A 3830-nucleotide genomic window follows, 5' to 3' on the forward strand; every position below is an offset into this window, starting at 1 on the left:
AATACCGCTAACACGGCTCTAGTGTGGCACGATGGGCGGCTGCTAGCGCTTTGGGAAGGAGGCGAACCTCACGCGATCGAAGTTCCCAGTTTAGAGACATCAGGTGCTTACACTTACAATAGCAAGCTGGTTTCTGCCTTCACCGCCCATCCGAAGGTCGATGCCGAAACGGGCGAGATGATGTTTTTTGGCTACTCGTTTGCCCCACCGTACCTGAAATACAGCGTCGTTTCAGCGGAGGGTGAGCTGTTGCGAACCGTTCCCATCGACTTGCCGATGGGGGTGATGATGCACGATTTTGCCATCACCGAACACTACACAATCTTTATGGATCTGCCGCTAACTTTCAGCATGGCACGAATGCAGCAGGGTAAACCACCATTGATGTTTGAGCGCGATCGCCCTAGTCGTTTCGGGATTGTCCCCCGTCATGGCGATAACAGCAACATCCGCTGGTTTGAAAGTCCCCCCTGCTACGTCTTCCATACTCTCAATGCCTACGAGGAGGGAGATGAAGTAGTGCTTGTCGCTTGTCGCATGAGTTCCACCAGTGTTTTAACGACTGATATGACCCCCGGAGAAAATGAGGGAGACGCTGGTCGTTTGTACCAATGGCGCTTTAACCTCAGCACGGGTACGGTAAAGGAGGAAATGCTGGATGATGCGCCATCAGATTTCCCCCGCCTGAACGAACAGCGAATGGGACGACCGATGCGCTACGGTTATACGGCAAAGATGGCAAATAATCCGATGCCTCTATTTGAAGGGGTCATCAAGTATGACTTTAAGAATGGTAAGTCCGAAACTCACGAATTCGGACGGGGACGCTATGGTGGCGAAGCGGTATTTGTTCCTCGTCCCGATGCGACTGCTGAGGATGACGGTTGGCTAATGACTTTTGTCCATGATGATGAAGCAGACACTTCGGAACTGGTGGTCGTAAATGCCCAAGACGTGACATCTGAACCAGTAGCGCGTGTCCTCATCCCCCAGCGGGTGCCTTACGGTTTCCACGGTGCATGGGTTTCTGAGGAACAGTTAAGCGCTTCTGTCTAATTTGTGGTGAGATGCGATCGCATTCTTGAAATCGTCAAAGATGCGATCGCCCATTGTCCTGTTCGCACTCAAACTCTAATTTTCTATCTCTTTAGCCGCCTCCCGCAGAATCGGCTTACCCATTGCCTTCTCAATCCGATCTAAAAGTGCATTTTTTCTAGCTTGGAAGAAGGCATCAAAATTATCTGTGCGTAAACTAGCTGGATCTATAACGTGCGATCGCAAAATCTCATTCAGATTGTCTTCTAAGATGTCGGATTTCTTCTCAATATCGGTTAAGTAGATGCTTGGTGCTTTACCTCCAATCATCTTATTAGTTTTGGCTGAAAGTGGGGTTTTGTTGATCGCGCAGTCGTAAACCTCGGCTGCAATGCCGTTGTGGTGGCACCAGTGTCGCGGAAAAATGTGATGGATATCAATAGATTCATTAAACTCCATCAGAGTGTCAATGGGATAACTTGTAAAGAAGTCGCAACCACCATCCCTCAACAATAAAGCAGATAAGCCTTTATAAGCAGCACTTCTGCGAGTATAGAGACTCAAAAGACGGTCAGGAGCAAAGTTAGCATCTCTGATTGTGTCAGGTTCAGCACCACAACCATTAATCCAGTCCCGTACTTGTGGTACATCTTTTGCTAAACGACTTTCAATGGCACTATTGTAAAGTTCTCCAAAAACTCCACACCAATACCAATTAGCTAATTTTGCAATTGCTCCCGTACCAATAACGCAATCGCCAAGTGCCGCGAAGATAGCTGCAAGGGCTGTAAGCTGAGTTTGATAAGGCAGTTCGCGATCGCTAAATATCTTTTGTGTGTGGAGAAATTTTGCCGCTTGCTCGAAGCCTAAAGTAACTAAATCAGCCCATTCCTTGTATTGCTCTAAGCTCAGGTTTAGAACATCCTTGCGCTTACAGCTTACTGAGGATTTGTCAAGGGTAGCAAGTAATGTCACCGCCTGTAAAAAATCTGTGTTTTCAATATCTCTTAGTACCTGATGGATCTTCAGTGCCTTCTCTCGTGTTGCCCAATCTTCTCGGAGGTTGAACTTATCGGCTGCAAAAGTTGCTGTGACTAGCTCAAAAACAGTAAGAGATACACCACCTGTATTCATTTTTTCAAAAACTTGACATACTGCCTCTCTTGGTGTTTCCTTGTGCAGCAAAATAACTGGTACATCGTAATGCTCAAACTGCTTTACAATGTCATTATTAAATTTATTAACAAGCTTGACTTTTTCCTTTTGGTAGTCCCAGTATTCGTTATAACTGGTCATCCAATCGGAGGAGTAAAAAGTTTGCGAAATCGGGAACATTTCATTTTGGTACTCTTTTTCAGAAGTTGAGTAATCCGCCACAATTTCTTTACGAAAATTGCGGATTATCTTGTCCTCTGGAACGCTAACAATAGCTTCCTCTCGGTCAATAGTTGGGTCGAGTGCTTTGGCAATGTTAATGTAATACCATCGGTAAATTTCTTTACCTCGTGTATCTTTTGTTTTAACTGCTTTTCCTGATAGCAATGTCTGAAAAAGCGAGGTCAAGCGCTGCTGCCCATCTAGAATTAGTTCCTCTGGTTCTGTCGGATTATTCAGTGTCACTCCTTCAATCGGACGAGGTTGGAATCGCACATCAGGGTTGCCTGTTTCGAGCATCATCACTGCTCCAATTGGGTAAGAAAGTGAAATGCTGGCTAACAAGCTGCATACTTGGTCATCGTTCCAAACCCAGCTACGCTGAAAGTCTGGCAGTTGAGCTTTTCCCTCTTTAGTGCTTCGCAACAGGTCAAGTAATGGGATACTCTTGCTATCAAAGTTCTTAACTGGTGGCATATCATTTCTAGTAGTGATTGCAGCAGAGCTAATCAGAAAGCTCTATTTAAAGTATTCCCAAGAGCAAGCTCCAGCTAACAGTAACAAAAAGTTAACAAAGCACTCAGGTAGAGGTTGATGGGTTGGCGTTAGCGAAGTGTGCGCTCTCTTGTCATAGCTTTCAAAATGCGATCGCTACAGTTAAAACAACCGCAAGCTCTCAACACAGCAGTATGGTACAAAAACTACCAACCGATGCCGCGCCAGCTATCAAATGAGGAACGCTGCTGCGAGAACGAGAAATTAATCCCAAAGAGTTGTAAAGCGCGATCGCTCTGTTGATATTGCATCCTGGATATTCCGACAAACTGCATTGGCAATGGTTACTGACTTATCGGCATCTCAATGATAAATTCAGTACCAAGACCTGAAGAAGAAACACAACTGAGCTTTCCATTATGTTTGTCTACCACGATCTGGTAGCTAATGGATAATCCCAAACCAGTACCAGAACCTACAGGCTTGGTCGTAAAAAATGGGTCAAATATTTTCTTTTTTACATCCTCAGTCATTCCCGATCCATTGTCAGCAATTCTAATTCTGACTGAATTAGAAGAAGCCATTTCTGTGTAAATACTAATAGTAGGCTTTTTATCAGATACTTCTCCAGAGTTTCTTATTTCCTCTAAAGCATCGATTGCATTACTTAGAAGATTCATAAATACCTGATTTAGCTCAGAAGCGTAACAAAAAATTCGTGGCAGTTGACCGTAATTTTTGATTACTTCAATACCAGAATGCAAACTATCTTTCTTGAGCCGATGCTGCAAAATCAGCAAAGTAGATTCGATGCCCTCATGGATATCAACTGGTTTCATTTCAGCTTGATCCAGCCGTGAAAAATTCCGCAAGCTAAGGACAATATCTCTGATGCGCTCTGCCCCTACTTTCATGGAATCAAAAAG

Annotated in this window: 3 protein-coding genes; 1 reads left to right on the top strand and 2 read right to left on the bottom strand. The window is 44.6% G+C overall.

Features of this window, described 5'->3' with window-relative positions:
* A partial coding sequence (locus H6F50_RS08390) for a carotenoid oxygenase family protein (RefSeq protein WP_190428310.1) occupies positions 1 to 1056 on the top strand: 1056 nt, incomplete at its 5' end.
* Positions 1057 to 1131: 75 nt separating this feature from the next.
* Here the strand turns inward: H6F50_RS08390 and H6F50_RS08395 are convergent.
* Complete coding sequence (locus H6F50_RS08395) at positions 1132 to 2886, bottom strand: DUF262 domain-containing protein (protein WP_190428312.1); 1755 nt, start codon at positions 2884 to 2886, stop codon at positions 1132 to 1134.
* 362 nt (positions 2887 to 3248) lie between these two features.
* On the bottom strand, positions 3249 to 3830 hold a 582-nt coding region (locus H6F50_RS08400; protein WP_190428314.1), incomplete at its 5' end, for an ATP-binding protein.

The organism is Coleofasciculus sp. FACHB-712, assembly GCF_014695635.1.
GTDB lineage: Bacteria > Cyanobacteriota > Cyanobacteriia > Cyanobacteriales > FACHB-T130 > FACHB-T130.